This window comes from Janibacter massiliensis (genome assembly GCF_900289115.1).
GTDB lineage: Bacteria > Actinomycetota > Actinomycetes > Actinomycetales > Dermatophilaceae > Janibacter_A > Janibacter_A massiliensis.
On the sequence record NZ_LT985196.1, the window covers coordinates 358,165 to 382,828 of the forward strand.

The 24,664-nt window shown below is 73.1% G+C and carries 20 protein-coding genes and 1 tRNA gene; 7 read left to right on the plus strand and 14 right to left on the minus strand.

The annotated features are described in order from the left end of the window. The first annotated feature begins 1 nt into the window (after nt 1). Genes kdpA through DAA34_RS01810 form a run of 5 tightly spaced genes read left to right on the plus strand, consistent with a single transcriptional unit; the run spans nt 2 to nt 7,599 of the window. Entirely contained in the window at nt 2–1,648 is a 1,647-nt protein-coding gene (kdpA, locus tag DAA34_RS01790; RefSeq protein ID WP_106817363.1) for a potassium-transporting ATPase subunit KdpA, read from the plus strand. Continuing rightward, nucleotides 1,645–3,768, plus strand: coding sequence for a potassium-transporting ATPase subunit KdpB (gene kdpB, locus DAA34_RS01795; protein ID WP_106817364.1), 2,124 nt, complete (start codon nt 1,645–1,647; stop codon nt 3,766–3,768). Before kdpA ends, kdpB begins: the two co-directional genes overlap by 4 nt. A gap of 2 nt (nt 3,769–3,770) precedes the next feature. Further along, on the plus strand, nt 3,771–4,346 hold the full coding sequence (kdpC, locus tag DAA34_RS01800) for a potassium-transporting ATPase subunit KdpC (RefSeq protein ID WP_106817365.1): 576 nt from the start codon (nt 3,771–3,773) through the stop codon (nt 4,344–4,346). A gap of 14 nt (nt 4,347–4,360) precedes the next feature. Beyond that, entirely contained in the window at nt 4,361–6,901 is a 2,541-nt protein-coding gene (locus DAA34_RS01805; protein WP_106817366.1) for an ATP-binding protein, read from the plus strand. Beyond that, nucleotides 6,898–7,599: a response regulator transcription factor gene (locus DAA34_RS01810; RefSeq protein ID WP_106817367.1), complete on the plus strand. Its 702-nt coding sequence runs from the start codon at nt 6,898–6,900 to the stop codon at nt 7,597–7,599. Before DAA34_RS01805 ends, DAA34_RS01810 begins: the two co-directional genes overlap by 4 nt. Before the next feature lie 9 nt (nt 7,600–7,608). On the opposite strand, the gene DAA34_RS01815 is transcribed toward DAA34_RS01810, so the two are convergent. The 12 genes from DAA34_RS01815 to topA all read right to left on the minus strand — a co-directional run bounded on the left by DAA34_RS01815 (nt 7,609) and on the right by topA (nt 21,249). Next, the gene (locus DAA34_RS01815; protein WP_158707552.1) at nt 7,609–9,159 is read right to left on the minus strand and encodes a hypothetical protein; all 1,551 of its coding nucleotides are present in this window, start codon (nt 9,157–9,159) and stop codon (nt 7,609–7,611) included. A 168-nt stretch (nt 9,160–9,327) separates the two neighbouring features. Then, on the minus strand, nt 9,328–9,642 hold the full coding sequence (locus tag DAA34_RS01820) for a GNAT family N-acetyltransferase (RefSeq protein ID WP_106817369.1): 315 nt from the start codon (nt 9,640–9,642) through the stop codon (nt 9,328–9,330). Between the two features lie 19 nt (nt 9,643–9,661). Then, complete coding sequence (locus DAA34_RS01825; RefSeq protein ID WP_106817370.1) at nt 9,662–10,573, minus strand: pirin family protein; 912 nt, start codon at nt 10,571–10,573, stop codon at nt 9,662–9,664. Between the two features lie 70 nt (nt 10,574–10,643). After that, nucleotides 10,644–10,717 (minus strand) — tRNA-Thr (locus DAA34_RS01830). A gap of 89 nt (nt 10,718–10,806) precedes the next feature. After that, nucleotides 10,807–12,324 carry an alpha/beta hydrolase gene (locus tag DAA34_RS01835; RefSeq protein WP_106817371.1) on the minus strand — a complete coding sequence of 506 codons (1,518 nt, stop codon included), beginning with the start codon at nt 12,322–12,324 and terminating at the stop codon, nt 10,807–10,809. Nucleotides 12,325–12,333: 9 nt separating this feature from the next. Continuing rightward, entirely contained in the window at nt 12,334–13,476 is a 1,143-nt protein-coding gene (locus DAA34_RS01840) for a DNA polymerase III subunit delta' (RefSeq protein ID WP_106817372.1), read from the minus strand. Then, nucleotides 13,473–14,138, minus strand: a complete 666-nt coding sequence (tmk, locus tag DAA34_RS01845) for a dTMP kinase (RefSeq protein ID WP_106819667.1) — start codon at nt 14,136–14,138, stop codon at nt 13,473–13,475. The genes DAA34_RS01840 and tmk overlap by 4 nt, the downstream gene beginning before the upstream one ends. A 133-nt stretch (nt 14,139–14,271) precedes the next feature. Then, a complete protein-coding gene (locus tag DAA34_RS01850) occupies nt 14,272–15,000 on the minus strand; it encodes a type 1 glutamine amidotransferase domain-containing protein (RefSeq protein ID WP_106817373.1) in 729 nt (242 codons plus the stop codon). A 167-nt stretch (nt 15,001–15,167) separates the two neighbouring features. Next, nucleotides 15,168–16,784: an AMP-binding protein gene (locus tag DAA34_RS01855; RefSeq protein WP_234354064.1), complete on the minus strand. Its 1,617-nt coding sequence runs from the start codon at nt 16,782–16,784 to the stop codon at nt 15,168–15,170. Between the two features lie 9 nt (nt 16,785–16,793). Beyond that, nucleotides 16,794–17,243, minus strand: a complete 450-nt coding sequence (locus DAA34_RS01860) for an SCP2 sterol-binding domain-containing protein (RefSeq protein WP_106819671.1) — start codon at nt 17,241–17,243, stop codon at nt 16,794–16,796. 107 nt (nt 17,244–17,350) lie between these two features. Continuing rightward, complete coding sequence (locus DAA34_RS01865) at nt 17,351–18,427, minus strand: calcium:proton antiporter (RefSeq protein WP_106817374.1); 1,077 nt, start codon at nt 18,425–18,427, stop codon at nt 17,351–17,353. Then, complete coding sequence (topA, locus tag DAA34_RS01870; protein WP_106817375.1) at nt 18,424–21,249, minus strand: type I DNA topoisomerase; 2,826 nt, start codon at nt 21,247–21,249, stop codon at nt 18,424–18,426. Before topA ends, DAA34_RS01865 begins: the two co-directional genes overlap by 4 nt. Nucleotides 21,250–21,407: 158 nt before the next feature. Here topA and DAA34_RS01875 point away from each other — a divergent pair, with 158 nt between their 5' ends. Then, nucleotides 21,408–22,064, plus strand: a complete 657-nt coding sequence (locus tag DAA34_RS01875) for a hypothetical protein (protein ID WP_158707553.1) — start codon at nt 21,408–21,410, stop codon at nt 22,062–22,064. 49 nt (nt 22,065–22,113) lie between these two features. Beyond that, nucleotides 22,114–22,707 carry a nuclear transport factor 2 family protein gene (locus DAA34_RS01880; RefSeq protein ID WP_106817377.1) on the plus strand — a complete coding sequence of 198 codons (594 nt, stop codon included), beginning with the start codon at nt 22,114–22,116 and terminating at the stop codon, nt 22,705–22,707. On the opposite strand, the gene DAA34_RS01885 is transcribed toward DAA34_RS01880, so the two are convergent. Both DAA34_RS01885 and DAA34_RS01890 read right to left on the minus strand, forming a co-directional pair. Beyond that, nucleotides 22,700–24,220, minus strand: a complete 1,521-nt coding sequence (locus DAA34_RS01885; protein WP_234354065.1) for a DUF7059 domain-containing protein — start codon at nt 24,218–24,220, stop codon at nt 22,700–22,702. The genes DAA34_RS01880 and DAA34_RS01885 overlap by 8 nt on opposite strands. A 68-nt stretch (nt 24,221–24,288) precedes the next feature. Beyond that, nucleotides 24,289–24,645 carry an STAS domain-containing protein gene (locus tag DAA34_RS01890; RefSeq protein WP_106817378.1) on the minus strand — a complete coding sequence of 119 codons (357 nt, stop codon included), beginning with the start codon at nt 24,643–24,645 and terminating at the stop codon, nt 24,289–24,291. Between the last annotated feature and the right edge of the window lie 19 nt (nt 24,646–24,664).

Here is a 24,664-nt window from a genome sequence, read left to right on the forward strand (position 1 = left end):
CGTGGCGCCCACCCTGACGGCCGTCCTCGGGATCGGCCTTCTCGTCCTCGCGCTCGCCCTCATCCACGTCCCGCTCGGCACGTGGATGCACCGCGTCTACACCGACGAGCGGCACTGGGCCCCCGAGCGGCTGGCCTACCGCGTCATGGGGGTCTCCCCCGACTCGCCGCAGACCTGGCGCAGCTACGCCGCGTCGGTGCTCGCGTTCTCGCTCGTCAGCATCCTGGGCCTGTGGGCCCTCATCACCGTCCAGGGCTGGCTCCCGCTCTCCCTCGACCGGGAGATGACGTGGTGGACCGCCCTGAACACCGCGGTCTCGTTCACGACGAACACCAACTGGCAGTCCTACGCCGGCGAGGCCGGCGCGGGCCACGTCGTCCAGGCCCTCGGCCTCGCGGTGCAGAACTTCGTCTCCGCGGCCGTCGGGATGGCCGTCGCCGTCGCGCTCGTGCGCGGCATCGCGGCGCAGGGCACCGACCGGATCGGCAACTTCTGGGTCGACCTCGTGCGCGGCAGCCTCCGCATCCTCCTGCCCATCGCCGTCGTCGCCGCGATCGTCTTCCTGCTGTCCGGCGTGCCGCAGAACCTCGGCGCGCCGCAGCCGGTGACCACCGTCGCCGGCGGCGAGCAGGTCGTCCAGGGCGGCCCCGTCGCCAGCCAGGAGGTCATCAAGCTCCTCGGCACGAACGGCGGCGGGTTCTTCAACGCCAACTCGGCGCACCCGTTCGAGAACCCCAACGGCTGGACGAACGTCCTGTCGATCCTGCTCGTCCTGTGCATCCCGTTCTCCCTGCCGTACACCTACGGCCTGCTCGTCGGCGACCGGCGCCAGGGCCGGGCGATCCTCGGCGCGATGGCCACCCTGTGGCTCGCGGCGAGCGCGCTCGCGGTGTGGGCCGAGCTGTCCGCCGCCAGCGGCCCCGGAGGGTCGATGGAGGGCAAGGAGCAGCGCTTCGGCCCGGTCTGGTCCGCCCTGTTCGGGGTCGCGACGACCGGGACCTCGACCGGCGCGGTGAACTCGATGCACGAGTCCTACTCGCCGCTCGGCGGCGGGGTCCTCCTCGGCGACATGATGCTCGGCGAGGTCTCCCCCGGCGGCGTCGGATCGGGCCTCTACGGGATGCTCGTCATGGCGGTGCTCACGGTCTTCATCACCGGCCTCATGGTCGGGCGCACCCCCGAGCTGCTCGGGAAGACGATCGGCCGCCGCGAGATCACGTGCGCGGCGCTGACGACGCTCGTCATGCCCGCGACCGTGCTCCTGCTCACCGGCGCCTCCCTGTCCCTGCCGGTGGCGCGCGACGCGCTGCTCGGCTCCGGACCGCGCGGGTTCACGGAGATGCTCTACGCGTACACCTCCGCGGCCAACAACAACGGCTCGGCGTACGCGGGGCTCTCGGCCGACCAGCCGTGGCTCGGCCTGACCCTGGCCCTGGCGATGGCGCTCGGACGGTTCCTGCCGATCGTCCTCGTCCTCGCCCTCGCCGGCAGCCTCGCGGCCCAGCGCCGCCGTCCGGTGACCGACGGGACCATGCCGACCCACACCGCGCTGTTCGCGGGCGTGCTCACGGGCATCGTCCTCGTCGTCGCCGGCCTCACCTTCTTCCCCGCCCTCGCCCTGGGCCCGATCGCAGAGGCGCTCCGATGACCTCCTCCACCGTGTCCGACACCACCCTCCCCGCCCAGCCGCGGCGGTCGCTGGCCGCCACCGCGCTCGAGGCGCTGCCCGACGCGTTCCGCAAGCTCGACCCGCGGCACGTCGTCCGCTCCCCCGTCCTGTTCGTCGTCTGGATCGGCTCCGTGATGACGACGGTCCTGGCGATCCTCCACCCGAGCGTCTTCGCATGGTCGGTGGCCCTGTGGCTCTGGGCGACGAACGTCTTCGCCAACCTCGCGGAGTCCGTCGCCGAGGGACGCGGCAAGGCGCAGGCGGCCACCCTGCGGGCCACCCGCACCGAGACCACGGCCCGGCGCCTGACGTCGACCGAGGTGCCGCCGCTGTCCGCGCTCGAGGCCGGCGCGCAGCTGCCGCCCGGCACGATCGAGGAGGTCTCGGGCCAGGACCTGCGCCTGGGGGACCTCGTCGTCGTCCAGGCCGATCAGGTCATCCCCGGCGACGGTGACGTCGTCCAGGGTGTGGCCACGGTCGACGAGTCGGCGATCACCGGCGAGTCCGCGCCGGTCGTGCGGGAGTCCGGCGGCGACCGCAGCGCCGTCACCGGCGGGACCACGGTCCTGTCCGACACGATCGTCGTGCGGATCACCAGCCGCCCCGGCGAGACGTTCATCGACCGGATGATCTCGCTCGTCGAGGGCGCCGCCCGGCAGAAGACCCCGAACGAGATCGCGCTGACGATCCTGCTGACGACGCTGACGATCATCTTCCTGCTCGCCGTCGCGGCGATCCAGCCGATGGCGGCCTTCGCCGGCGAGCCCCTGTCCGTCGTCGTCCTCGTCGCGCTCCTCGTGTGCCTCATCCCCACGACGATCGGCGCCCTGCTGTCGGCCATCGGCATCGCCGGCATGGACCGGCTCGTCCAGCGCAACGTCCTGGCGATGTCCGGCCGCGCCGTCGAGGCCGCGGGCGACGTGTCGACCCTCCTGCTGGACAAGACCGGCACGATCACCTTCGGCAACCGGCGCGCGACGGACGTCGTCCCCGTCGCCGGCGCGCAGCGGGCCGAGGTCCTGCGCGTCGCGCACCTCGCCTCGCTCGCCGACGAGACCCCCGAGGGCCGCTCGATCGTCGAGCACGCCCTCGAGCAGGGGCACTCCCCCGAGCACGCCGACGCCGCGGCCCTCGCCGCGACCGGGGCGGCCGTGGTCCCGTTCACCGCCCAGACGCGGATGTCCGGGGTGGACCTGCCGGACGGCAGCAGCCTGCGCAAGGGCGCCGGCAGCTCGGTCGCCGCCTGGGTCACCGAGACGGGCGGTACGTGGCCGACCGACGCGGACCCGGCGATCGAGTCCATCTCCGCCTCGGGCGGCACCCCGCTCGTCGTCGCCGAGCAGACCGCTGCCGGGCAGCGCCGGGTCGTCGGTGTCGTCCACCTCAAGGACGTCGTCAAGCCCGGCATGCGGGAGCGGTTCGACCAGCTGCGCTCGATGGGCATCCGCACGGTGATGATCACCGGTGACAACCGGGTCACCGCGGGTGCGATCGCGGCCGAGGCCGGCGTCGACGACTTCCTCGCCGAGGCGACGCCGGAGGACAAGATGGCCCTCATCCGCAAGGAGCAGGAGGGTGGCCGTCTCGTCGCGATGACCGGCGACGGCACGAACGACGCCCCCGCGCTCGCCCAGGCGGACGTCGGTGTCGCGATGAACACGGGCACGTCGGCGGCGAAGGAGGCCGGCAACATGGTCGACCTCGACTCCGACCCGACGAAGCTCATCGACATCGTCGCCATCGGCAAGCAGCTGCTCATCACCCGCGGGGCGCTGACGACGTTCTCCATCGCCAACGACATCGCGAAGTACTTCGCGATCATCCCCGCGATGTTCGTCGTCCTCTTCCCCGGGCTCGACCGGCTCAACATCATGCGCCTGAGCAGCCCGGAGTCCGCGATGCTCAGCGCGGTGATCTTCAACGCGCTCATCATCGTCGCGCTCATCCCGCTCGCCCTGCGCGGCGTGCCCTACCGCCCGATGACCGCCGACCAGATGCTCCGCCGCAACCTCCTGCTGTACGGCCTCGGTGGCGTCATCGTCCCGTTCGTCGGCATCAAGCTCATCGACCTCGTCGTCTCCCTCCTCCCCGGACTGTGACCATGTACTCCTTCCTTCGCCAGACCACCGTCGCGCTGCGGGCGCTCCTCGTGCTCACCCTCGTCCTGGGCGTCCTCTACCCCGCGCTGCTCCTGGGCATCGGCCGGGCGGTGCCGGCCCGCGCCGACGGATCGCCGCTGACCGTCGACGGGCGCGTGGCCGGCTCCCGCCTGCTCGCCCAGGAGTCGACCGGGCGCGCCTGGTTCCACCCCCGCCCCTCGGCACCCGGCCTCGACGGCTCGGCGAGCGGCGGCAGCAACCTCGGCCCGAACGAGCCGGACCAGGTCGCCGCGATCGCCGAGCGCCGCACGACGGTCGCCCGCACCGAGGGCATCGACCCCGCCGACGTGCCGGCCGACGCGCTCACCGCGAGCAGCTCGGGCCTCGACCCGCACATCTCGCCCGAGTACGCCGAGATCCAGGTGGACCGGGTCGCGCGGGCCCGCGGTCTTCAGGCCGACCGCGTGCGGGACCTCGTCGAACAGGCCACGGAGCAGCCGCCGCTGGGCTTTCTCGGTCAGCCGACCGTGAACGTCGCCGTCCTCAACGCGTCGCTCCCGGAGGCCGACCGGTCGTGACCGACACTGGTGAGGTGACCCGCGGCCGCCTGCGCATCTACCTCGGGTCCGCACCCGGCGTCGGCAAGACCGTCGCGATGCTCGACGAGGGCCGGCGGCGGGCCGACCGCGGCACTGACGTCGTCGTCGGGATCGTCGAGACCCACGGCCGCCCCCACACCACGCGGATGGTCGAGGGCCACGAGGTGATCCCTCGCCGGGTCCTCGACCACCGCGGGTCGGCCGTCACCGAGATGGACGTCGACGCGATCCTCCGGCGTCGGCCGCGCGTCGCGCTCGTCGACGAGCTCGCCCACTCCAACGCACCCGGTTCGCGCAACGCCAAGCGCTGGCAGGACGTGGACGAGCTTCTCGACGCGGGGATCGACGTCATCTCGACGGTGAACATCCAGCACCTGGAGTCCCTGAACGACGTCACCGCGCAGATCACCGGCGTCCGGCAGCGCGAGACCGTGCCGGACGAGTTCGTCCGCGCCGCCGACCAGGTCGAGCTCGTCGACATGGCGCCGGAGGCCCTGCGCCGGCGGCTCGCGCACGGCAACGTCTACCGGGCCGAGCGGATCGACGCCGCGCTGTCGAACTACTTCCGGCCCGGCAACCTCGCCGCCCTGCGCGAGCTCGCCCTGCTGTGGCTGGCCGACCGGGTCGAGGAGGGGCTGGCGCGCTACCGCGACGACCACCGGATCACCGGGTCGTGGGCGACCCGGGAGCGGATCGTCGTCGCCCTCACCGGCGGGCCGGAGAGCGCCACCGTGCTGCGGCGCGGCGCCCGCATCGCCTCCCGCGGCGCGGGCGGCGAGCTGCACGCCGTCCACGTGGGGCTGGCCGACGGCCTGGCCGGGTCTGACCTCGCCGAGGTCGCCCGGCTCAAGCGGCTCACCGAGGAGCTCGGCGGCCGCTTCCACACCGTGACCGGTAGTTCCGTGGCCGAGTCGATCCTCGACTTCGCCCGGGGGCTCAACGCGAGCCAGATCGTCATCGGCACGAGCCGGCGCGGGCGGCTGTCCTCGCTCCTGCGGCCCTCGATCGGCGACAGCGTCGTCCGTGACTCCGGGGACATCGACGTGCACATGGTCACCCACGAGCTGGCCGGCGGCCAGCCCCGGGCGCACCGCCCGGCGCCGGTGGCCGGGCTCTCACCACGACGAACCGTCGCCGGCCTGCTGCTGGGGATCCTCGGCGTCGTCGCCCTCACCGTCGCCCTGTCGCTGGCCGGGGTGCAGCCGGGGCTCCCCCTCACCGTCCAGGCGTACCTCGTCCTCACCGTCGTCGTCGCGCTCGTCGGCGGCCTCTGGCCGGCGCTGCTCACCGCTGTCGTCTCGTCGCTGACGATCAACTGGTTCTTCACCCCGCCGGTCCACACCTTCACCATCAGCAGCCCCGAGAACGCGCTCGCGCTCCTCGCCTTCGTCCTCGTCGCCGGCGGCGTGGCCTCGGTGGTCCACCTCAACGCCCGCCGGACGGCCCAGGCCGAGGCAGCGCGCGCCGAGTCCGACACCCTCCTCGAGCTCTCCCACTCGCTCCTGTCCTCCGACCACCAGCTCCAGCTGCTCCTCGACCGGAGCGTCGAGCTGTTCGGCGCCCAGGCGGCCGCGGTGACCAAGGGGCGCGGCCGGGACCGCCGGGTCGTGCAGGCGACCCAGGGCTGGGAGGAGGAGTCCCGCACCGCCGACGGTGCGGGTGCCTGCGTGATCATCGCCGGGTGGATCGTCGAGCAGATCGACGAGGAGCACGACCTCGTCCTCACCGGGGCGCCGACGAGCGCGCGCGACCGACGGCTCGTCGCGGCGCTCGCCGCGCACGCCGGCGCGGTGCTCGCCCGTCGTCAGCTGCAGGCGAGCGCCTCCCGCTCGGACGCGCTCGCCCGGGACAACCGGGCCCGGGTCGCCCTCCTGTCCGGCGTCTCCCACGACCTGCGCAGCCCGCTCGCGGGCATCAAGGCGGCGATCGGGTCGCTCCGCAGTTCGGACGTCGAGTTCTCCGAGGAGGACCGGGCCGAGCTCATGGAGGCGATCGAGACCTCGACCGATCGGCTCGACGCGCTCATCGGGAACCTGCTGCACGCGTCCCGCCTCCAGCTCGGCTCGCTCAGCGTCGCCGCCCGCGCGGTCGACGTCGCCGAGATCCGCCCGGCGGTGCTCGAGGGCGTGCCGGACCCCGACCGGATCGTCTGGGGCGTCGAGCCCGGCACCCCGGCTGCCTGGGCGGACTCGGGCCTGCTCGAACGGGTCGTCGCCAACCTCGTCGAGAACGCGGTGCGCCACACCCCGCCGAGCTCCCCCGTGCTCGTGCAGGTGAGCGCGGTCGAGGACCGGGTCGAGATCCGGGTCGTCGACCGGGGGCCGGGCATCCCTCCGGAGGCGCGGGAGCGGATCTTCCTGCCCTTCCAGCGGTACGGGGACGTGCCCGCGGGCGACGGCGTGGGCCTGGGACTGGCCGTGGCGCGGGGTCTGACGGAGGCCATGGGTGGCACGCTCGAGGCCGAGGACACCCCCGGCGGCGGGCTGACCATGGTGGTCAGCCTCCGCCGCGCGACACCCGAGGAGGGGGCATGACCGCACGCGTCCTCGTCGTCGACGACGATGAGACCATCCGTCGGACGCTGCGCATCAACCTGCGGGCCCGCGGCTACGAGGTCGAGGTCGTCGGGGACGGCCGCAGCGCCCTGGACGCGCACGCCGCGCAGCCCCCGGACGTCGCCATCCTCGACCTGGGGCTGCCGGACCTCGACGGCATCGAGGTGCTGCGCCGGATCCGCGAGACGCACGCGACGCCGGTCATCGTCCTCTCTGCCCGCCACGAGTCCGACGACAAGGTGGAGGCGCTGGACGAGGGTGCGGACGACTACGTGACGAAGCCCTTCGGGATGGACGAGCTGATGGCGCGGGTGCGGGCCGCGCAGCGCCGGGGCGCCGACACGCCCCCGGGCACCGCACCCGTCGAGACAGCAGACTTCCGGCTCGACTTCGACCGGCACCTGGCGCAGGTCCGCCGGGCCGGGACGCCGGGGTGGGAGGCGATCCACCTCACGCCGACCGAGTGGCGGATTCTTGCCTGCCTCGCGACGAACCGGGGCATCGTCGTGCCGCACCAGACGATCCTTCGGTCCGCGTGGGGTCCGGCGTACGGGCGGGAGTCGAACTACCTTCGGGTGTACGCCAACCAGCTGCGCCGCAAGCTCGAACCCGAGCCCGGCGCGCCGCGGTACCTGCGCACCGAGCCCGGGATCGGGTACGTGCTCGACGTGGACTGAGCCGGCGGCTCAGCCGATGGTCGTCGTCGTGAGGTCGGTGCTGCCCAGGACCCGCGGCGAGGTCGGGGTCGCCGGCTGACCGTCGTACTGCGCGCGCATCACCGTGGCGGACGCCGAGGCCGGCACCACGATGTTCGCCCTGCCCCAGGCCGAGAGGCGAGCGTGGCCGAGGACGGTCGTGCCGTTGCTGAAGGTGACCGTGCCCCGAGCCGGGCCGGTGGTCGTCGCCACCGAGGCCGTGAGCCGGACCGAGCCGCGGGAGACGCGGTCGGTCTCGAGGTGGGTGCTCGACCACCCCTTCGGTGCGCCGAACCGAACATGGGTCATCGCGTGGTCGACGCCCGAGCAGCGGGTCGAGACGTCCGCGCTGAGCCAGCGCAGCGACCCGTCGCGGTTCCACGCGACGGAGTTGATGCGGCTGGGGCCCTGCTGGGCGCACCGGCCGGAGCCGCTCGTCATCGACACGGGCAGGCCGTAGGGCATCGTCCCGTAGGTCCGAGCCTTGAGCACCCCGCCCCCGGCCCGGCCGAACGTCGTCCGCAGCGGGCTCGTCGACCCGCCCGAGACGACCGTGACGCGCTCGCGGCCGGAGCTGCTGACGCGCACGGCGCCGCGGTCGCGGGCGGTCCAGCCCCCGATCGCGCCGCGCCCGACCCAGTCCCCCGCCGTCGAGGTCGTCGTCACCGAGGTGTCGCCGTGGCGGACGAGCTGGCGGATCGCGACGGGCGCGCCGACCGGGGCGTTCGTGCGCAGGTCGAGCCGCTGGGCGGTGATCCGGTGGACGCCCGCGGGCAGCGCGTTCGTCATGAACCGCGCGACGCCGTCGGAGTCCGGGAGGGCAGCGCCGATGACCTTCTCCCCGGCGCGGAACGCAACGCGGTATCGCTGGCCCGGCCGCTGCACCGCGGTGAAGGCCGTCGCCTGGCCGGCGACGGTCACGGGCGACTGCGACGAGAGGGACAGGTCCTTGCCGACCGGGGCGTTCTCCCGGATGCGGAGGTGGAGGCGGGTGCCGGTGTCGTAGCGGAGGTGGACCTCGGCGTCGATGGCCGTGACGCGCCCGCTGGGGTCGGTCCGCAGGTGGCGAAGGACGACCTCACCACGGGCGCTCTGCTCGGGAAGGCCGACGTGGGCGATGTCGGCCTCGACGCCGACCCGGGGCCGGTCGTCCGAGACGCGGTGGTCGCTCTCGTGGTGGCCGGTCGTCAGCCGCTGCCCGTCGGCCGGTCGGAGCGTGATCCGCCAGCCGGAGCGGTCCGCGCGGCTGCCGGCCTCGACCGTGACGCCGCCGAGCGTGCCGGGGACCATGCCCGGCGGGGCGATCGCGATGAGCCCGGTCGACGCGTCGAGCGCGCCGGAGCGCACCACGCCCCGCGGGCTCGTCGTCGTCCATACGAAGGACGAGGACGGCAAGGTGCTCGAGGTGATCGCCGTGGGCGCGGGGCTCGTCCCCGCGGCGTCGGCGGCCGACGGGGCGATCGAGGTCGCGAGGCCGGCGGCGGTGGTCGCGGCAGCCGCGAGGGCGAGGGCTGCTCGGGTGCGGGTGGTCGGTCGGGTCATGGGGTCCTCCGGGTCGTCGTCACCGGCCTCGTGCCGGCGGCATGACCCGACCGTGGCCCAGCCTGACGACATCGCGCCCTCGGTCGTCCACAGGCTCGGCGCCTGTGGACGACGGACCCGCGGCCCGCCGGGACGACCGACCATCCGTGCGGCCGTCCCGGACGTGGCTCAGTCCGCGGTGGGGGCGGGAGCGTCGTGGACGAGGTCCTGGAACTCGGGGTGCTTCTCGATCCACCCCTTCATGAAGGGACACTCCGGCACGACCTTCGTGCCCTCCGCCCTGATGTCCTCGAGGGCGAACCGGGCAAGCGCCCCGCCGACACCCTGGCCCTCGTGGGCGTCGTCGACCTCGGTGTGGGTGAGGACGACGAGATCGTCCGTGCGCTCGTACACGGCAACGCCCGCCAGGGCCCCGTCGATGCGGGCCTCGTACCGGTGCTCCTCCGGGTTGTGGGTGACCTGGACGTCGGGTCGGTCGCTCATGGGGATCTCCTCTGCTGGGTCAGGACACGGCGGGTGGTTCGGTCAGGGGCAGTCGGCGCCGCCCGCGCAGGCGGACGGGTGGCAGGGGCGGTGCGGGGAGGCGGCGGTCGTCGCCCGGGACGACGCCGAAGCGATCGCTGCCCGCCTCCCACTCCCGCCGGGCGCGGTCGATGGCCTCGTGGTCGGGACCCATGAAGTTCCACCACATGACGACCTCATCCTCGAAGGGCGCCCCGCCGAGCAGGATCGCCCGGGCCCCCTCCGCGCCGGCGTCGAGGCGCAGGTGCGACGGTCCGGGATTGAGGACGCCCAGCTCTCCCACCTCGAGGCGGCGCTCGTCGAGCGTCACGGCCCCGGAGTCGAGGAGGAGGGCGTGCTCGAACGTGGGGTCGACGTCGAGGGTGACGCTCGCTCCGGGCCCGAGGTCGAGCTGAGCACCGAGCAGCGGCGTCGCCGTCCGGATCGGCGAGGTCGACCCCAGGAGGGACCCGACGAACACCCGGGCGTGCAGTCCGTCGCCGACGACGGGGTCGGGCGCGTGGTGCTGGAACTCGCGGTCCCCCTCCCGCGCGTGCGCGGGCAGCGCGACCCAGAGCTGGACCCCGTGGAGCACCTGCGTCGCGCTGGTCGACACCTCGGAGTGGGCGATCCCGTGCCCGGCCGTCATGAGGTTCACCTCGCCGGGCCGCACAAGGGCGACCACGCCCCCGGAGTCGCGGTGCTCGATCTCCCCCTCGAACAACCACGAGACGGTCGCGATCCCGGTGTGCGGGTGCGGCGGGACGTCCATGCCAGCCTTCGTCGGACCGTAGTGATCCGCGAAGCACCACGCGCCGACGAAGGGGCGCGCCCGATGCGGCAGGGTGCGTCGGACGTCGAGCGCGCGCACACCGCCGAGCGGGACCTCGCGCGGGGCCAGGACCTGAACCACCCGGCCAGACTAGGCGTACGCGCCCCGGGACGCAGCGATGCCCCCGACCCGGGGTCGGGGGCATCGTATGAGCCGCCTGTCGGAATCGAACCGACGACCTATTCATTACGAGTGAATCGCTCTGGCCGACTGAGCTAAGGCGGCGGGCACCCGGCAGCGCCGGGCACGGAGGACCAGTATAGGGCCACCGGCCACCCGCGCGCGAACCCGGCTGACGCCGGGTCCAGGCTCTGTCAGCAGCGCAGGTCCTCGCCCGGCAGCGTCCCGTCGAGCAGGTAGGCGTCCACCGCGCCGTCGACGCAGTCGTTGCTGCGGGTGTACGCGGTGTGGCCGTCGCCGTCGAAGGTGATGAGCCGGCTGTCGGGCATCTGCTCGTGGACGCGCGTGGCCCACTCGTACGGCGTGGCGGGGTCGCGCGTCGTGCCCACGAGGACGATGGGCGCCGCCCCCGTGGCGTCGATCGGGTGCGGCGTCCCCGTCGCCTTGACGGGCCAGTAGCCGCACGACATCGAGCTCCGGGCGATGAACTCGCCCCACACGGGCGCGACCTTCTCGGCCTTCGCCGCTGCCGTGTCGTAGTCGGCGGGGTCGCTCGACTCCTGCCGGTCGAGGCAGTTGACGGCGTAGATCGCCTCCATGATGTTGCCGCGGTACTCGCCGTTGCCGGTCCGGTCGGCGTAGAGGTTCGCCAGCGCCATGAGCGCCCGGCCCTCGCCGTCGCGGGCGTCGACGAGCGCCTCGGTCAGGCTCTTCCACTTGCTCTGGTCGTACAGGGCCGCGCCGACACCGAGCGCGGCCCAGCCCTCGCCGAGCGTGATGCCGTCGACCTCGATCGGCTCCTTGTCGAGCACCTTGAGGATGCGCTGGAGCTCTGCGACGACCGCGTCCTCGGTGCTCCCGAGCGGGCAGGACCCGCCGTCGACGCACGACGTCGCCCACGTGCGGGTGGCCAGCTCGAAGCCCTTGGCCTGGCCGTCGGTGAACTCCTGCGACGTCAGGTCCGGGGCGACGACCCCGTCGAGGACGAAGCGGCCGACGTTCTTCGGGAACTGCTCGGCGTACGTCGCCCCGAGGAAGGTGCCGTACGACTTGCCGAGGTAGTCGAGCCGGTCCTCACCGAGCGCGGCGCGCAGGACGTCCATGTCCTTGGCGGCCTCGACGGTCGACATGTGCGCGGTCAGGGAGCCGCCGTTCTTGGCGCAGCCGTCGGCCATCGTCTTCGCGTTCTTGGCGAAGTCCTTCTTCTCCCGGGCGTCGTCCGGGGTCGGGTCGAACCCGAGGAAGGTGTCGAGCTGCTCGCCGTCGAGACAGTCGATCGGCTCGGACTGCCCCACCCCGCGCGGGTCGAAGCCCACGACGTCGTACGCGCGGCGGACCTTCGGGGTGACGATGAAGTCGGCGTACCGGGCGTACTCGACCCCCGACCCGCCCGGCCCGCCGGGGTTGACGACGAGCGAGCCAGCCCGCTTCCCCTTCGCCGGGGCGCGCAGCACCGCGATCCGCAGCGTCTCGCCGTCGGGGTTGGCGTAGTCGACCGGCACCTCGAGCTCGGCGCACTCACCGCCCTCGCAGTTCGCCCAGTCGAGCGTCTGCGCGTAGAACTTCTCGAGCCCCCGGGGCGCCGCGGCGGTGCTCGAGGTCGTCGCCGAGGGCGTTCCCGAGTCCCGCTGGACGAGCCCGCAGCCGGCGAGGGAGCCGGCGCAGAGCAGCGCGATCACGGTCGGGACGAGGCGGCGGGAGCGCTGCGGCATGGCCGAACGCTATCGCGGGAGCTGGAGCGAGACGGCCATCGCCTCGAGGGCCAGCTGGGGTGGGACGTTGGCCGCGACGCGCTCGCGGGCGGTGCCGATCGCATCCATCGCGGCGAGGATCCGCTCGGGCCGGAGCGCGAGCGCGACCCGGTCGACGAGCTGCCGGTGGTCCTCGTTGACCAGGCCGATGTCGCCCGCCCCGCTCTGCACGACGAGCGCGTCGCGGTAGACCGACAGCAGGTCGACGAGGCAGCGGTCGACGACGTCGGTGATGAACCGGCGCTCGCGTTTCTTCTGCTCCTTCTCCAGCGCGGAGATCTGGGACCGGACGTGCGGGGGCTGGGTGCGGGCGGAGGGGTCGGCGCCGAGCTGCTCGAGGAGGGTGGCCTTCTCGGTCGCGTGCCGCTCGGACAGGGCGCTGTCGCGCTCGGCGGTCGCGATGGCGACGAGCTGCTCGGCGCCCCGGACGGCGGTCCCGACCCCGTCGATGCGGACCGCGAGCGCGAGGGTGTCGGCCCGCCGGCTGCGGGCACCCTCGTCCCGGGCGAGCCGGCGGGCGATGCCGATGTGGTTCTGGGCTGCCCGCGCGGCGGTGAGCGCCGTGGCGTGGTCGATGCCGTCGCGCCGGTGGAGGAGGTCGGCGATCGCCTGCGCCGGGGGGATCCGCAGCCGAACGTGGCGGGCGCGGCTGCGGATCGTCACGAGGACGTCCTCGAGGCTGGGGGCGCACAGGACCCAGACGGTGCGCTCGCTCGGCTCCTCGATCGCCTTGAGCAGCGCGTTGCCCGACGAGTCGTTGAGACGGTCGGCGTCCTCGACGAGGAGGACGCGGTACCGACCGACCGACGGCGAGCGCGCCGCGAGGGCGACGAGGTCGCGGGCGGTGTCGACGCCGATCTGCATGTTCTCCGTCGCGAGGACCGTGACGTCGGCGTGGGTGCCGTCGAGGGCCGTGCGGCACTCCTTGCACGTGCCGCAGCCGTGCTCGGCGCACTGGAGGGCCGCGGCGAAGGCCCGGGCGGCGGTGGAGCGGCCCGAGCCCGGAGGGCCGGTGAGCAGCCACGCGTGGGTCATCGCAGCGGGATCGCGGACGGCGCGGTCGAGGGTCGCCACCGTCTCGTCCTGCCCGACGACGTCGTCCCAGACGGTCACGTCGCCGGCCCGATCAGCCGGTCCGCCTCGAGCCGCTCGAGCACCCGGGCGTGGATGGCCTGCGGGTCGGGGGTTCCGTCGACGACGAGATAGCGGGTGGGGTGGGCGGCGGCACGGTCGAGGAAGTGGGTGCGGATCGCCGCGTGGAAGTCTTCGCCCTCGGCCTCGAGCCGGTCGTGAACCTGCCCCCGCCGGCGGCGGCCCTCGTCGGGGGTGACGTCGACGACGACGGTGAGGTCGGGGGCCAGTCCGCCGACGGCCCAGTCCTGGACGCGCTCGACCTCGTCGGCGCCGACCCCCCGACCGGCGCCCTGGTAGGCGACGGAGGAGTCGACGTAGCGGTCGCAGACGACCGTGGTCCCGGCGGACAGGGCCGGCTCGATGACGTCGGCGACGTGCTGCGCCTTGTCCGCGGCGAAGAGGAGGGCCTCGGCGCGCGCGCTCATCGGATCGCCGTGGAGGACGAGGTCCCGGAGGGCGTTGCCGAGCGGCGTGCCGCCGGGCTGCCGGGTGCGCAGGACGGGAACACCGCGGTCGGCGAGGGCCTCGACGAGGAGCTGCACCTGGGTCGACTTCCCGGCCCCGTCGCCGCCCTCGAAGACGACGAACGCCCCGCGCCGTCCGCCGCCGTCCGCCTGCGCTCCGCCCGAGCTCGCGATCATCACCACCCGGCCGAGCCTAGGCGAGCCCCCCGACACCCCCCACGGTTCCCGCAATTGCGCGCGCAATTGCCATCTGCGCGCGATATCTCACGCGCGGATGTCATGTCTCGCGCGCAGATTCGCACGCCTCGAATCAGCGGCGCTTGCGCAGAACCTTGAGGACCTCGTCGGCGACGCCGGCTGCCGACATCGGGTTCTGACCCGTGATCAGCAGACCGTCGCGCACCACCTTCGAGGTCATCGGGACGCGGCCCTTGGTGTACTTCGCACCCGCGCCCTTCATCGCCTCGTCGAGCCGGAACGGGACGGCGTCGCGTCGGCCGGCGAGCTTCTCCTCAGCCCAGCTGAAGCCGGTCGCCTTGCGGCCGGCGAGCAGGGGTGTGCCATCGGCGCGCTTCGCCGGGACGAGGCCGGCGGGGCCGTGGCAGACCGCGGAGACGACCTTGTCCGCCGCGTCGAAGTCGGTGATCAGCCGCTGCAGACCGGCGGCGTCGAAGTCGAACATCGTGCCGTGACCGCCGGTGAGGTAGATCGCGTCGAAGTCCTCGGCACGCACGTCGTCGACGGAGACGGTGTCGACGAGCAGGTCCATGAACTCGCGGTCCTCGTACCGCTTGCCCGTGCCGCCCATCTTGAGCATCGGTGCCGAGAGCGACTCGGGGTCGAGCGGGACACGGCCGCCCTCGATGCTCGCGATGGTGATGTCGTACCCGGCCTTCGTGACGCGGTCGTAGAAGTGGGTGAGCTCCCCCAGCCACAGGCCGGTGCGGTAGCCGGTCGTCGTGTACTCGGGGGTGCTCGTGACGACCACGAGGATGCGACGGGTGGGCTCGACGGTGGGAGACTTGGGGGTGCGTGCCATGCCTCCACCCTCGCAGACATGGCCGGGCACCGTCAGCCCCCCGGGTGTCGCCGTCGGCGCGGCGGACGGTGACCCGTCGAGATCCGCGCGCCGTGTGGTGCATCTGCGCGCGATATTCGGCGCGCAGATGTCAATTGCGCGCGCAAATGCAGAAAAAGGGGGGTGGGTCAGGTGAAGTGCTTGCGCAGCTCTCGGGCGAGGACCTTGCCTGTTGCGTTGCGGGGGAGCTCGTCGAGGAAGACGACCTCTCGGGGGATGCAGTGGCGGGCGCGTTCGGCGCGGACCAGCTCGCGCACCTCGTCGGCCTCGAGGGACTCCCCCTCGCGCACGACGACGAACGCCGCGAGCCGCTGGCCGAACTCCGGGTCGGGCACACCGACGACCGACACCTCCTGGACCGCCGGGTGCTGCACGAGCAACGACTCGACCTCCGCGGGGTACACGTTCTCCCCGCCGCTGACGATCATGTCGTCCTCGCGCCCGGCGACGAAGTACAGCCCGTCCTTGACGTAGCCCAGGTCACCCGTCGCGACGAGCCCGTCCATCCGGTCCTTGTCGGCGCCGGAGGTGTACCCGTCGAACACGAGCTCGTTCCCGCAGAAGATCCGCCCCTTCTGCCCCTCGGGCACCTCGTTGCCGTCACCGTCGACGATCCGCACGACCGTCCCCAGCGGCGGGGTTCCCGCGGTGTCGGGGTCGCGGCGCAGGTCCTGAGGGGTCGCGATCGCGACCCACGAGGCCTCGGTCGAGCCGTAGAGGTTGTAGAGCACGTCCCCGACCGCGTCCATGAACCGCGTCGTGAACCCGCTCGGGTACGCCGATCCGGACGTCGCGATGACCCTGAGCTTCGTCAGCCGCCGCGCGTGCTCGGCCAGGTCCGGCACCTGGTCGACCATCCGCTGGAGCATCACCGGGATGGCGAAGACCGCCTGGACGTCGTTGCGCACCATCGCCTCGATCGCCGACTCCGGCTGGTACCGGCGCTGCATCACCATCGTCGAGCGCATCGCGATCGACAGCTGCATCGCCGCGTAGCCCCAGGTGTGGAAGATCGGGGCCGCGATGAGGATCCGGTCGCGCGCGTGCAGCGGGATCCGGTCGATGATCGAGATCAGGGGCCCGAACCCACCGGGCGTCCGACGCGCCGCACCCTTCGGCGTCCCCGTCGTGCCCGACGTGAGGATGATCGTCCGCCCGACCCGCGCCGGGGGCGTCATCCGCGGCGGCTGCGGCGTCGCGGCGACCGCCTCGCGCAGCTCGCTCTCGCTCATCGCCCCGATGCCCTCGGGCAGCTCCGCGGCGACGTTCGCGAACTCGTCGTCGTGCACGAGGAAGGCGATCTCCTGCTGCTGCGCGACGACCGCGAACTGCTGGGGGGCCAGACCGGTGTTGCCCAGGACGACGTCGGCACCGAGAGCGCTCGTCGCGCACATGAACGCGACGGCCCACGCGTGGTTGCGGGCCAGCAGCCCGATCCGGTCGCCCTCACCGAACCCGCGCGCCGCGAGGACCGCAGCGATCCGCTCGCTCCGGTCGAGCAGCTGCGCGTAGGTCACCTTCTCCTCGTCGTCGATGATCGCCACCGCTCGGGGGCTGCGGGCCGCCGCCTGCCGCAGCTCACCGGCGAGGCCGAAGCGCCAGCGGCGCAGCGCAGCGAGCTGGAAGGCGGAGCGATGGGCGCCGTCGACACCGAGCATCCCCCGGCGGGCCATCGTCAGGCCGACCTTCGTGGGGCCGATGCCCCCGGTGAGCTCGGCGATCTTCGTGTTCAGAGAGTCACCCACGGTCACGTATCAACCCTTCGGGACGGCGAAGTAGGAGCTGAAGGACTTGGCCAGGCCGAGGTCGCCGCGGACCTTGATCTTGCCCCGCACGACCATGAGCGTCGGGTTCCCGCGGCCGGTGAGGACCTTCGCGAGCTCCACGGGCCCCAGCATGAGCGAGGCGTCGGGCTCCCCGGACGGGTCCCGCTCCGTCCGGGCCGCGCCGTCGTCGATCGTCACGCGGTAGGTGTCGCTCGACCCCCCGGGGCCGCCGGTGACCCGGAAGTCCACGGTCTTGTGCACGCCGGCGGTGCGATCGGCGCGCACGGCGGAGGGGAAGCGGCGGAAGATCGCATCGAGGATCGTCCGACGGCGCTCGCCCCCCATGATCTCCTCGACCTGGCGGTCGGACATCGCCGCGACCGTCCGCGAGAACTCCTGCGGAGTCATGGTCGAGAACGTGCTCGGGTCGAGCGTCATCGGGGGCCCCTCGTCGTTGATGCGGTCCGGCACCTGACCCTAGGGGTGCGCCGATCCCCGCGTCCACCGGGTGACCGACCACCGGACGGATCCCGGTGGACCCTGCCTCACGGAGCCATCGACAGTGCGATGAAGGCCGCGCCGAGGACGAGGTGGACGACGCCCTGGAGCCGAACGGCCCGTCCGGGCACGACGGTGAGGATCGACACCGCGATCGTGATCGCCAGCAGCACGATGTGGCTCGTGCCGAGCCCCAGGTGGAGCGGGGAGCTCAGCCAGATCGTCGCGATCGCCAGGGTCGGGATCGTCAGGCCGACGCTCGCCATCGCCGAGCCGTAGGCGAGGTTGAACGCGTTCTGCATCCGACCGCGCCGGGCCGCCGTCACCGACGCGATCGTCTCGGGGCCCAGGACGAGCAGGGCGATGACGACACCGACGAACGACTGCGGCAGACCCGCGGCGGCGACGGCCGACTCGATCGCCGGGGAGGCGACCTTCGCCAGACCGACGACGGCGACGAGGGAGACGAGGAGCAGGCCGAGGCTCGTCAGCGACTGGCGGTTGCTCGGCGGGTCGGCGTGGTCGTCCTCGAGGAGATCCCCACCGGCGGCGACCGGGAGGAAGAAGTCGCGGTGCCGCACGGTCTGGGTGAACACGTAGGAGGCGTAGAGAACGGCGGAGGCGGTCGCGGCGAAGAGGAGCTGGACCGGGGTGAACTCTGGCCCGCGAGCCGAGAGGGTGAACGTCGGCAGGACGAGGCACAAGGTCGCGACCACAGCTGCGGCCGTCAGTCCCGAGCCGGCACCCTCGGCGTTGAACCACACGGTGGAACCGCGGCGGGTGCCGGCGAGGATGGAGGCGCCGACGATGAGGTTCATCGTGATCATCACGGCCGCGAAGACCGTGTCCCGGGCCAGGGTCTTGGCCTCGGAGCCGCCCCCGCTCATCAGCATGAGAATGAGCCCGACCTCGATGACGGTGACGGCCACGGCAAGGATGAGGGAGCCCAACGGCTCTCCCACCCGGTGCGCGACCACCTCGGCGTGGTGGACCGCGGCGAGGACCGCCGCGCACAGGAGCGCCCCGACCAGGATCATGACGGCCCACGGCAGGCCGTACCTCCCCCACGTCGCGGCGAGGACCGCGGCCGCCGCGGCCGGGGCGATCCTGGTCCAGGACCTCATCCCGCGTCCTTCCCGGCCGCGGTCTTCTTCGCCGCTGCCGTCTTCTTCGCGGCCGTCTTCTTCGCCGTCGTCTTCTTGGCGGTCGTCTTCTTCGCTGCCTTCTTCGCCGTCTTCTTCGCGCTCTTGCGGGTCGTGGGGCCCTTCGCGCGTTTCTCGGCCAGCAGCCCCTGCCCGCGCTCGGGGGTGATCGTCTCCGGGTCGTCGCCGCGGCGCAGGGTCGCGTTCGTCTCCCCGTCCGTGACGTACGGCCCGAAGCGCCCGTCCTTGACGACGATCGGCTTCTTCGACACCGGGTCCTCGCCGAGCTCCTTCAGCGGCGGCTTGGCAGCAGCGCGGCCACGGCGCTTCGGCTCGGCGTAGATCGCCTTCGCCTCGTCGAGGGTGATCGTGAAGATCTGGTCCTCGGACTCGATCGAGCGGGAGTCCGTGCCCTTCTTCAGGTACGGCCCGTACCGACCGTTCTGCACGGTGATCTCGACGAGAACGATCTGCTCGCTCCCGTCCTCGGCGGTCCGCGTCTCCTCGACGGTCCCGACGACGCGCGGCAGCGACAGGAGCTTGAGTGCCGTGTCGAGGTCGATCGTCGCCAGGTCCATGCTGGCGAAGAGGGAGGCGGTGCGCGGCTTGACCTTCGCCTTCCCGGTGCGGCCGGACTCCTCCTCGGTGAGGACCTCGGTGACGTACGGCCCGTACCGGCCGGCCTTGGCCACGACCTCGCGGCCGGTGTCCGGGGCGGCGCCCAGGACCCGACCGTCGTCGGCGGCGGTGTCGAGCAGATCCCGGGCCTTCGCCGGGGTGAGCTCGTCCGGAGCGATGTCGTCGCGGATCGTCGCCCGCCGCGGCGTGCCGTCCGCGTCCTGGGCCATCTCCCCCGTAGCGGGGTCGACCCCGGCGGGCGTCGTCTCCTCGACGTAGGGCCCGTAGCGCCCGACGCGCACGACGATCCCGTCGCCGAGCTCGACCGTGCTGATCCCGCGCGCGTCGATCTCTCCGAGGTTCTCGACGAGCCGGCGCAGGCCCTCCATCGCCTCGTCGTCACCGCCGAAGTAGAACCGCGTCAGCCACGCGACCCGGTCCTCCTGCCCGCCGGCGATCCGGTCGAGGTCCTCCTCCATCGCGGCCGTGAAGTCGTAGTCGACCAGGCGCGCGAAGTGCTCCTCGAGCAGCCGGGTGACCGCGAACGCGAGCCACGTCGGGATGAGCGCCGAACCGCGGCTCCACACGTACCCGCGCTGCTGGATCGTGTCCATGATCGAGGCGTAGGTCGAGGGGCGACCGATGCCCCGCTCCTCCATCGCCTTGACGAGCGAGGCCTCGGTGTAGCGCGGCGGGGGCGAGGTCTCGTGGCCGTTGGCCTCCGCCGAGAGGACGGCGAGCGCGACCCCCTCGGACAGCTTCGGCAGACGGGCCTCGGAGTCCTTGTCGTCGTGCCCCGGGCGGGCCTCGTCCCGGCCCTCCTCGTACGCGGCGAGGAATCCCTTGAAGGTGATGACCGTGCCGCTCGCGGTGAACTCGGCGTCCGTGGCGACGTCCGCCGCGCCCGAGCCGGACAGGTCGACAGCGAGCCGGATCGTCGCCGTCGAGCCCTTCGCGTCGGCCATCTGCGAGGCGATCGTCCGCTTCCACACGAGCTCGTAGAGGCGGAACTCCTCGCCGCGCAGCTCACCGGCGACCTGGGCGGGGGTGCGGAACCGGTCACCGGCGGGCCGGATGGCCTCGTGCGCCTCCTGGGCGTTCTTCGCCTTCTTGCCGTAGCGGCGGGGGGCGTCGGGAACGTGGTCGGCGCCGTACATGTCGCGGGCCTGGGAGCGGGCGGCCTCGATCGCCGACTGCGACAGCTCGGTGCTGTCGGTCCGCATGTACGTGATGTACCCGTTCTCGTAGAGGCGCTGCGCGACGCTCATCGCGTGCTTGCTGCCCATCCCGAGCTTGCGGGAGGCCTCCTGCTGGAGGGTGCTCGTCGTGAACGGCGCTGACGGGCGGCGGGTGTAGGGCTTCTCCTGGACGCTGCGGACGACGGCGTCGCGCTCCGCGACGGCGGTGGCGATCGCGGTCGCGGCCGCCTCGTCCAGGTGCGCGGCGTCACTCTTCAGGCGCCCGTCGTCGCCGAAGTCCCGGCCGGTGGCCACCTTCGTGCCGTCGACGTGGCTGAGCCGGGCGCGGAACGCCTGACCGCGGGAGCCGGGGGGCGCGAACTCGCCCTCGACGTCGTGGTACCCCGCCCGGACGAAGGCCATCCGCTCGCGCTCGCGCTCGACGACGAGCCGGGTCGCGACCGACTGGACACGACCGGCGGAGATGCCCTGGGTGATCTTGCGCCAGAGGACGGGCGAGACCTCGTAGCCGTAGAGCCGGTCGAGGATGCGGCGGGTCTCCTGCGCGTCGACGAGCCGGGTGTCGAGGTCCCGGGTCTGCTGCGCGGCGCGCTGGATGGCCTCCTTGGTGATCTCGTGGAAGACCATGCGCCGCACGGGGATCGTGGGCTTCAGCGCCTCGAGCAGGTGCCACGCGATGGCCTCGCCCTCACGGTCCTCATCGGTGGCGAGGTAGAGCTCGTCGGCGTTCTTCAGGAGGCGCTTGAGCTCGGCGACCTTCTTCTTCTTGTCGGCATCGACGACGTAGTACGGCTCGAAGCCCCCGTCGACGTCGACCCCGAAGCGGCCGAATCGTCCCTTCTTCACGTCGGCCGGCATCTGCGACGGGGTCGGGATGTCCCGGATGTGACCGACCGACGCCTCGACGTCGAAGTCGGGACCGAGGTACCCGGCGATGGTCTTGGCCTTGGCGGGGGACTCGACGATGACGAGCTTGCGCGTTCCCACGTACGCACCTTCCTGTTCCGGCCGTCGTCGCCTCGGATTCGTCGAGGCGGGTGGACGAGCGGCCGGGGGAACGGTAGCCCGTCCCCGTCAGCGGCGCCGCGCGCCGGTGGCCCACCCCCGGGTGGCGCGCCCGGCCACCAGCCGGGAGGATGTCGGCCATGAGCGCTGCACCTCCGCCCCCGCCAGGCCCCGGACTCGGGGGTCGCCCCGGCCCCGGTCCGATGCCCGCCGGTCCGTCCCCGTACGGCGGCGGGTCGAACGGCTCCTACGGCGCCCCGCAGCAGGGCGGCCCCAGCCCGTACGGCGCGGGTGGCCCCTACGGCGGCCAGGCCCCGATGCCGCCGTCCGGTGGCGGCTACCTGCCCGCCGACGGCGGCGGCTCCCGCGGCGGTGCCACGAAGTGGATCATCCTCGCGGTGGTCGGCCTCCTCCTGCTGTGCTGCTGCGGAGGCATCGGTGCGTACTTCCTCACCAAGGACTCCGACAGGACGGTGTCGGGCACACCCGAGCAGACCGTCCGTTCCTTCTTCCAGGCGATGGAGGACCGGGACGAGGCCGCAGCCTGCGACCTGATCGACCCCACCGCGATGAAGGCCGGGGACGACTGCGAGGCGACCCTCGGCCGGACGTTCGACCAGATGCCCTCGACGTTCGACGCCGACACCGTGACGGTCACGCGGACCGACGGCGGCAGCGACACGTCGGGCACCGCCCGGTGCGACGCGACGTACGGCATGGGCGGGACGAACTCCACCGCCCGCATCGACCTGCGGGTCGTCGACGGCGAGTGGAAGATGACGGACCTCGACGTCTGACTCGCCGGCACGGCGTGCGCCGGTCGGCCGGTCAGGGCAGGATGGCGGCATGAGCTCCGCGACGCCGCCCCCGCCCGGTCCGGGCATGTCCCCCCAGCAGCCGATCCCGGGCGCCTCGTCCGGGGCACCCACCCCCGCCTACGGCGCGCCCGCACCGGCGCCCGACGCCGCCCCCGGGATGCCTCCGGCGCCCAGCGCGTCCGCGCCCTACGGGCAGCCGCCGGCGAAGAAGGGCGGCGCGACGAAGTGGATCCTCATCGGGCTCGCCGCTCTCCTGGCGCTGTGCTGCTGCGGCGGAGGTGCGGCCTTCCTCATCGCCAAGCAGATCAACGACGGGCCGAAGGAGGCCGTCACCACCTTCATGGACGCCGTCGCGGACGGCGACAAGGCCGAGGCGTGCTCGGTGGTCGACCCCGCGCTGTTCCAGTCGGTGGGCGGGTGCGAGACGGCCCTGGCCGGCGCTGGTGACACCTCGGGCGCGGTCGACAAGGGCTCGACGAACATCTCGAGCTCGTCCGTCACCAACGACACCGCGACCGTCCAGGCGAGCTACACGCAGAAGGGCGCGCCGAAGACGGCGACCTTCAGCCTGAAGAAGATCGACGGCAGCTGGAAGATCAGCAACGTCGAGGGCGTCAGCTGACGAGGAAGCCCCGGGCGACGAGCTCGCGCAGGGTCGGGAGCACCTCGGCGGTGACCTCGTCCGTCTCCCGCTCGACCAGGCCGCTGATCGCCGCGAGCGCGGCACCGGCCGTCAGGTCCCCGTCGCACACGGACAGCAGCGCGGCGGCAGCCGTACCCAGGTCGACGCTCGGCCGCAGGCCCCCGCCTCGGCGCGCGCGGATGATCTCCGGCCCCGGCGCACCCGCCCGCTGGTGCTGCTCGACGGTGACGTCGGCGGCGGCGCGCCACGGGGTCGAGAGCAGCTCGTCGTCATCGGCCGAGGCCAGCGCCGACCGGGCGGCGACGACCGCCGCGACCTCCTCCCCCATCGCGGGACCGACCGGGTGCCGCACGTCGAGGAGCTCGACCCACGGCTCACGCGCCTGCGTCGGGCGGTGCAGCGTGATGATGCCGAACCCGATCGCCGTGACGCCGCGGGACTCGAAGTCCTCGAGCCAGGCGGTGAGCATCCGGTCGAAGGCAGCCGTCCCGTCGCGGTGCCCCCCGTCGCGAGCCCACGTCTGGGCGTACTCGACGGGGTCCTGGACCTCGCGCTGGACGACGAGCGCGTCGAGACCGGTTCCCTCGAGCCACGACCTGACGCGCTCCTGCCAGGACTCCTCGTCCGCGATCTCCCAGTTGCCGAGGAGCTGGGCGGTCCCGCCGGGCGCGAGCAGCGGAGCGACACCGCGGACGAGACCGGCGACGACCGCATCGCCGGTCGACCCGCCGTCGCGGTACTCGAAGAGGGGGACGTCCCCCGATCGCGGCGTGATGACGAACGGGGGGTTCGACACGACGAGGTCGAACTGCCGCCCGGCGACGGGCTCAAGCATCGACCCGGCGAGGACCTCCCAGTCCTGTCCGGCGAGCGCGGCGTTGAACCGGGCGTAGGCGAGGGCTCGCTCGCTGACGTCGGTCACGGTGACCGCGTCGGCGTGACCGGCCAGGTGCAGGGCCTGCACCCCGCACCCCGTGCCGAGGTCGAGTGCTCGCCCGACCTGCGACCGCGGGGTCCACGACGCCAGCGTCGTCGACGCGCCCCCGATCCCGAGCACGTGGTCGACGCGCAGCGGGCTGCCCGTGGCCATCTCCGAGAGGTCGGAGGCGACCCACCACGTGTGCGACTCGTCGCCGTACGGGCGCAGGTCGCAGGTCGCGCGGACGGCCGCGCCCTCGATCTCGAGCAGACCCAGGCGGGTCGCGCCCGCGACACCCAGGGTCGGCAGCGCCGCCTCGACGAGGTCGTGGTCGACCGGGTCGCCGAGGGCGAACAGGCGGGTGAGGGTCGCGAGCGGGTCGTCGGCCTCGACGAGGGCACGACGTGCGGGCAGGGCCAGCTCGCGGTGGAGGGCGGTCGAGGCGGCGGGGCCGAGGCGGTCCTCGATCGACTCGACCGTCCATCCTGCGGCGCGGAGGTCGTCGCGGAGCCGCTCGATCAGGTCCGGCACGAGGACCGGTGTCGGGGACGGGGCGCTGCGGGGGTCGGTCACGGTGAGATCGTAGGCGGCTGCCCCGGCTCCTCGGCCAGGGCGATGTCCCGGGCCGTGCTCGCGGCCCCTCAGCCCCCGACGGTCCCCGCGTCCCGGGCGCCGGCGAGAGCCTCGTCCACGGTGTCGTGGACGGCGAACAGGGCGTCCAGCCCCGTGATCTGCAGGACCCGGGCGACGGACGGCGAGGTCACGACCAGCTCGATCGAGCCGCCGGCCGGGGCGATGCGCCGCAGGCAGCCGACGAGGACACCGAGGCCCGTGGAGTCGATGAGGTCCACACCACCGAGGTCGACGACGAGACGGCAGGCACCGGCGGCGACGCGGGCGTCGAGGGCCGCCCGGAGCCGCGGGGCGGTGTAGACGTCCACCTCGCCCGTCACCGAGATCACGCTCGTGCCGTCGACGTCGTGGGCCGCCAGTCGCATGGGGTCCTCCGGGCGTGGG

Bases quoted from the DNA above. Each gene is read 5' to 3' on its own strand.
- DAA34_RS01810 (WP_106817367.1), top strand. From the start codon at position 6,898: ATGACCGCACGCGTCCTCGTCGTCGACGACGATGAGACCATCCGTCGG.
- DAA34_RS01880 (WP_106817377.1), top strand. From the start codon at position 22,114: ATGAGCTCCGCGACGCCGCCCCCGCCCGGTCCGGGCATGTCCCCCCAG.
- DAA34_RS01815 (WP_158707552.1), bottom strand. From the start codon at position 9,159: ATGACCCGACCGACCACCCGCACCCGAGCAGCCCTCGCCCTCGCGGCT.
- DAA34_RS01865 (WP_106817374.1), bottom strand. From the start codon at position 18,427: ATGAGGTCCTGGACCAGGATCGCCCCGGCCGCGGCGGCCGCGGTCCTC.
- DAA34_RS01860 (WP_106819671.1), bottom strand. From the start codon at position 17,243: ATGACGCTCGACCCGAGCACGTTCTCGACCATGACTCCGCAGGAGTTC.
- DAA34_RS01820 (WP_106817369.1), bottom strand. From the start codon at position 9,642: ATGAGCGACCGACCCGACGTCCAGGTCACCCACAACCCGGAGGAGCAC.
- DAA34_RS01890 (WP_106817378.1), bottom strand. From the start codon at position 24,645: ATGCGACTGGCGGCCCACGACGTCGACGGCACGAGCGTGATCTCGGTG.
- DAA34_RS01875 (WP_158707553.1), top strand. From the start codon at position 21,408: ATGAGCGCTGCACCTCCGCCCCCGCCAGGCCCCGGACTCGGGGGTCGC.
- DAA34_RS01835 (WP_106817371.1), bottom strand. From the start codon at position 12,324: ATGCCGCAGCGCTCCCGCCGCCTCGTCCCGACCGTGATCGCGCTGCTC.
- kdpC (WP_106817365.1), top strand. From the start codon at position 3,771: ATGTACTCCTTCCTTCGCCAGACCACCGTCGCGCTGCGGGCGCTCCTC.
- tmk (WP_106819667.1), bottom strand. From the start codon at position 14,138: ATGATCGCGAGCTCGGGCGGAGCGCAGGCGGACGGCGGCGGACGGCGC.
- kdpB (WP_106817364.1), top strand. From the start codon at position 1,645: ATGACCTCCTCCACCGTGTCCGACACCACCCTCCCCGCCCAGCCGCGG.
- DAA34_RS01850 (WP_106817373.1), bottom strand. From the start codon at position 15,000: ATGGCACGCACCCCCAAGTCTCCCACCGTCGAGCCCACCCGTCGCATC.